The 4,866-nt window shown below is 68.6% G+C and carries 6 protein-coding genes; 1 reads left to right on the top strand and 5 read right to left on the bottom strand.

Going from position 1 to position 4,866, the window contains the following annotated elements; genetic code table 11:
• The first annotated feature begins 836 nt into the window (after positions 1-836).
• Positions 837-1,397 carry an HNH endonuclease gene (locus VHK87_RS05830; RefSeq protein ID WP_329633957.1) on the top strand — a complete coding sequence of 187 codons (561 nt, stop codon included), beginning with the start codon at positions 837-839 and terminating at the stop codon, positions 1,395-1,397.
• A gap of 2 nt (positions 1,398-1,399) precedes the next feature.
• Here VHK87_RS05830 and VHK87_RS05825 read toward each other — a convergent pair whose 3' ends face one another.
• The 5 genes from VHK87_RS05825 to VHK87_RS05805 form a co-directional block, all read right to left on the bottom strand.
• Entirely contained in the window at positions 1,400-1,582 is a 183-nt protein-coding gene (locus VHK87_RS05825; protein WP_329633956.1) for a hypothetical protein, read from the bottom strand.
• 74 nt (positions 1,583-1,656) lie between these two features.
• Complete coding sequence (locus tag VHK87_RS05820; RefSeq protein ID WP_329633955.1) at positions 1,657-2,424, bottom strand: hypothetical protein; 768 nt, start codon at positions 2,422-2,424, stop codon at positions 1,657-1,659.
• Between the two features lie 127 nt (positions 2,425-2,551).
• Positions 2,552-3,481, bottom strand: coding sequence for a type II secretion system F family protein (locus VHK87_RS05815; protein ID WP_329633954.1), 930 nt, complete (start codon positions 3,479-3,481; stop codon positions 2,552-2,554).
• 4 nt (positions 3,482-3,485) lie between these two features.
• Complete coding sequence (locus VHK87_RS05810; RefSeq protein ID WP_329633953.1) at positions 3,486-4,451, bottom strand: type II secretion system F family protein; 966 nt, start codon at positions 4,449-4,451, stop codon at positions 3,486-3,488.
• A 4-nt stretch (positions 4,452-4,455) separates the two neighbouring features.
• Positions 4,456-4,866 (bottom strand): ATPase, T2SS/T4P/T4SS family (locus VHK87_RS05805; RefSeq protein ID WP_329633952.1); only part of this gene is annotated, 411 nt, incomplete at its 5' end.

Raw genomic sequence — 4,866 nt, 5'->3', positions numbered from 1 at the left:
ATCAGCGCCCGTCGCAGGTCGCCATGGTGGTAGGGGCGCGCTTCGGCGGTTGCAGTTTCTCTCATAGGCTCCACCCTAAATCTGAATCTGTACGGCGTAAAGATACATCTTGACGCCGCTCAGATCAGCGTTATCTTATCGTTGTTCAAATAACAAAACGCCCCCGCTCCCCCGGGGGTTCAACTCAAAAGGTGTGTGTCATGTCTCTCGTAACGTTTGAACGGCTCTTCGATCGCGCGGCTCCCGCATTCTTCGTGGGCCTCGGCCTCCTGGCGGCGTTCGCCACGGTGACGCTCGTCTAAGCCGGTCAACACTCCCGCCGTACGAAGGGGACCCGACGGGGTCCCCTTTTTCGTTTGGGCGCTGCTCGTCCCCGGAACAGCTACCTCCCGCTTCGCGGAGGAGGTAGTGGGCTATGCAAATCCGCATACCCGTACAGCGTAAATCGATAATTGAACGCCGCTTAGATTGGCCTATCTTGTCACTGTTCAGATCGTTTCGGTCTGGACCCCGACCAAGGAGATCTGAGATGACCATCAACACCTTCGCCCGCACCGCCGACAAGCTGACCGCGGTCTTCCTGCTGTTCATCAGCTTCGCCGTCGTCGGCGGCGCCGCCGCCCTGGGCGCGTAAGCCACATGCGGCGCAAATGACGCGGGCCGGTTCGGCTCGTTCCGGCCCGCCGTCATGGAGACGCCACGGTTTTTCCCCTATGCTCCTTGCAAGCGGATCGGCGTTCGTCGATTCGTGTCCTGGGGCTCCTAGCGACGAGGCTTCGTCTTCAGTCCTGTAGCGTTCCCGATAAGAGCCTCGAGGCTCGCCGAAAGGCCCGGCCATGCAGGTGCTTAGCCACCCGCCCTCCGGTTGGCCGGCCCTGGTGCTGAACGCGGACTTCCGCCCACTCAGCTACTACCCCCTGTCGCTCTGGCCGTGGCAGGAGGTGATCAAGGCGGTGTTCCTGGACCGGGTCGACGTGATCTCGACCTACGACCAGGAGGTCCACTCCCCCTCCATGAAGATGCGGCTGCCCAGCGTCGTTTCGCTGAAGAGCTACGTGGCCCAGGACCGGCCCCCCGCCTTCACCCGCTTCAACCTCTTCCTGCGCGACGCCTTCACCTGCCAGTACTGCAGCTCGGGCGAGGACCTGACCTTCGACCACGTGGTCCCGCGCTCCCGCGGCGGGCGCACGACGTGGGAAAACATCGTCACCGCCTGCGCCCGCTGCAACCTGGTGAAGGGCGGCCGCACCCCGGCGGAGGCGGCCATGCACCCGCACCACAGGCCCCGCCGCCCCAGCGCCTTCGAGCTGCAGGACCGCGGCCGCCGCTTCCCGCCCAACCACCTTCACGAAAGCTGGTTGGACTTCCTCTACTGGGACGTCGAGCTGGAGGCGTAGGCTCAGCGGTCCTGGGTCTTGCTGATCACCACGCCGGCCCCGGCGCCGATCGCTGCGCCCACCGGACCGCCGAAGATCAGGCCGGCCGCCGCGCCTGTGGCGGCGCGCTGTTCGGTGTTGTGCCCGCAGGCGCTGAGCGCCAGGGCGAGCGCGCCCAAGGTCAGAAACTGGAATGCATGCCGCACGGTCGGCCTCCCTCGAACTGCCGAGCTGGTTAGCCCCGCGATTCGGTCCAAATTCGGACCGGCGGCCGGGCTGCTCAGTCCGCCGGCGCCGCGGTCACCGGCCCGGACCGGAGGCTGCCGTGCGAGGCGCCCAGGTGGGCGGCGATGGCCATGTGGCGGGTGGAGGGTACGCCGAAGGCCATGATCGAGCGGCTCACCTTGCGGCCGGCGTCGGTCGACTGGCGGGCCCAGCCGACGAATTCGGCGTCGTCGGACAGGTGGGATGGGCATTCGATCGAGGCGCCCTGCAGGCCGACCGAGGCGAGGATCTGGCTGTCGCCGAACGGCGGGCAGCGGCGGCCCACCAGCAGCAGGCAGTAGGGACGGATGGAAGCCAGGGCGGAGGCCAGACCGACCTCGGGCACCCCCTCGATCTCGGTGACCTCGCAGACCAGGCCCTTGAGCACGGCCTCGCGGGCCTGCTTGAAATAGTCGACCAGCGCCTTGCGCCCGTGCGGGTTGGAGAGGCTGACGTAGGAGACCGGCAGGGTCAGCGTCAGCTCCTTGGCGCCCTCGGACTCCGCCTGCAGGCGGTCGAGGCCGCGCGAGAGGGTGGCCAGATCGATGCGTTCCAGGTCCGCCCGGGTGAGCCTGACGGTGTCCGCGACCGAGAGCGGCTGGCCGGTCTCCACGTCCACCACCTGGCGGGCCATGCGGTAGCCGATGCGCCGGAAGGCCTTCAGCTCCAGCACCGGCTCCAGCCGGCAGGACACGCGCAGCTCGCGGCCGTTGGAGGCGGTGAACCGGGCCGCTTCAGGGGCGGCCTCCTCATGCATCTCGATCTGGCGTGCGACGGCGCTCATCTGGCGCGGGCCCTCCATCCCGAGCCGCTACACAACGCGCCGGGTTACTGGTGCGACCGTAAATTCGCGGGGTTAAGCGGCTGTCGCCGCTGTGGTTTCCGGTGCGCGACGGATCGTCGCGGGTCCGTCAGTTGAAGCTTTGCGACAGCCGGAAGGCGGCCGGCAGGATCAGCACGCCCAGCAGGCAGGGGAAGATGAACAGGATCAGCGGCACGGTCAGCTTGGCCGGCAGCGCCAGCGCCTTCTCTTCGGCCCGCAGCATCCGCTTGTTGCGCATGTCGGCCGAGAAGACCGTCAGGGTCTCGCCGAGGCTGGTGCCCATGTCCTCCGCCTGGCGCAGCATGGTGGCCATCGAGCGGGCGTCCTCGATGCCCAGCCGGTCGGCGAAACCGGACCAGGCCTCCTTCCGGGCGCGGCCGGCGCGCAGCTCCAGAGTCAGGTAGCGCAGGTGGACGGTGAGGTTCGGATAGCGGCGGGCCAGCTCGTCGGTGACCCGGCTGACGGCGGCGTCCAGCGACAGGCCGGCCTCTACGGAGGCGACCAGAAGGTCGAGCATGTCGGGGAAGCCGTCGGCGTACTCGCGCTCGCGCGACTGCTTGCGCATGTTGAGGAACTGGTCCGGACCCAGAAGGGCCACAAGCGAGAGCACGGCGGCCATGACCACCGCGCCCATGCCGCCGGCGCCGCTCATCGCCACCGGCAGCAGCATCAGGGTGCCGATGGTGGCGGCGATCAGCGCTGCGGCGCGGACACCCAGGTAGACGACCGCCGCCTCCTTGCTGAAGAAGCCGGCCTGCAGCAGGCGGGTGCGCACGACCGACAGCTTGGCCGGGTCGCGCACCGCGGCGCTGTGGCCGAGGCGGCGCATGCCCGCCGCCAGCTGCTCTGTGAACTGCCCCTGGCGCGGCGGAGCGGCGGCGGCCCCGCCGCTCAACCGCGTGCGGCGCACGGCGCGGGCGCGGGCCTCGCCCGCCACGGCCAGCAGGCAGCCGCCGGCCGCCATCGCGATGAGGGCGACGGCGATGTAGGTGACCAGGTCCTGCATCGAGAGGGGCATCGGCTCAGATCCGCATGTCGATCATGCGCTGCATGACCAGGTTGCCGAGGAACATCCAAAGCGTCAGGCCGCCCAGGCCCATCTGGACGAAGGGCTCATGGATGACCTCGCCGTAGAAGCCGGGCGAGATCAGCTGCAGCATGGCGGCGACTAGGAAGGGGGCCGAGGTCAGGATCATCGCTGAGGCGCGACCTTCCGAGGAGGCGGCCTTGATCTTCAGCCGCATCTTGTGCCGCTCGCGCACCGTGTGGGCGTTGAGCTTCAGGAGCCCGGTGAGATTGCCGCCGGCGCGCTCCTGCAGCCGCACGGTGGCGGCGAACAGGTCCACGTCCGGGTGCTGGCAGCGCTCGGAGACGCGGTCCACCGCTTCCTGCAGCGTCGCGCCGTAGGAGATCTCGTCAGCGGCCATGCCGAACTCGGTGCCGATCGGGTCGGACATCTCGCGCCCCACCAGGGCGATGGCGGTCGGGACCGGGTGGCCGGCCTCCAGGCTGCGGACGATGATGTCGAGCGCCTGCGGCAGCTGGAAGCCCAGCTTCTTGGCGCGTCGGCCGGCGACGAACTTCAGCACGAAGATCGGGCCCAGGGTCATCACCGGCAGGGGCGCGATGGCGGCCAGCGTCAGGTTCTTGGTGACGACGAACACCCCGAGCGCGGCGATGGCGCCGGCCCCCAGGGCCAGCAGCGCCCAGCGCCGGGGGTCGTAGGTGAGGCCGGAGCGGACGATCAGGTCCGAGAGCCAGGGCCAGCCCTTCTTCTCACCATTCGCCGTCAGGCCGCGCTGCTTGCGCAGCTCCAGCACCAGTTCGGAGATGCCGCCGATCTTCTCGGCCAGGACCAGCCGCTTGTTGACCTTGCGCTTGACGTTGGCGACGCGCACCAGGCCGATGCCGGCCTGCGCCGCCGCGAAAACGGCCGCGAAGACCAGGACCAGGAAAACGGCGTTGGCGTCGAGCTGGATGTTCGGCATGGCGTCAGCTCAGCGGCTTCGAGGGGTCGAAGTTGGCGGTGTCGTAGGGGATGCCGCGGCGGATCATCTCGTCCAGGCAGCGCGGCCGAAGGCCCGTGGCCCGGAACTCGCCGTGCACCATGCCGTCCGGCCCGGTGTGGGTGCGGTGGAAGGCGAAGATTTCCTGCATCTGGACCACCTGGCCCTCCATGCCGGTGATTTCGGTGACGCTCATCACCTTCCGCTTGCCGTCCGACAGGCGCATCACCTGGACGATCATGCCGATGGCGCTGGCGATCTGACCGCGCATGGATTCGGGCGTCAGCCGCATGCCGCTCATCGCCACCATCTGCTCGAGGCGGGTGATGGCGTCCCGGGGCGTGTTGGCGTGGATGGTGGCCATCGAGCCTTCGTGGCCGGTGTTCATGGCCTGCAG

Origin of the sequence: Phenylobacterium sp., from assembly GCF_036263695.1 — a bacterium.
In the GTDB taxonomy this organism is placed as follows: domain Bacteria; phylum Pseudomonadota; class Alphaproteobacteria; order Caulobacterales; family Caulobacteraceae; genus Phenylobacterium.
Note: the sequence above shows the minus strand (reverse complement) of the source record. Positions and strands in the feature narration are given on the sequence as shown.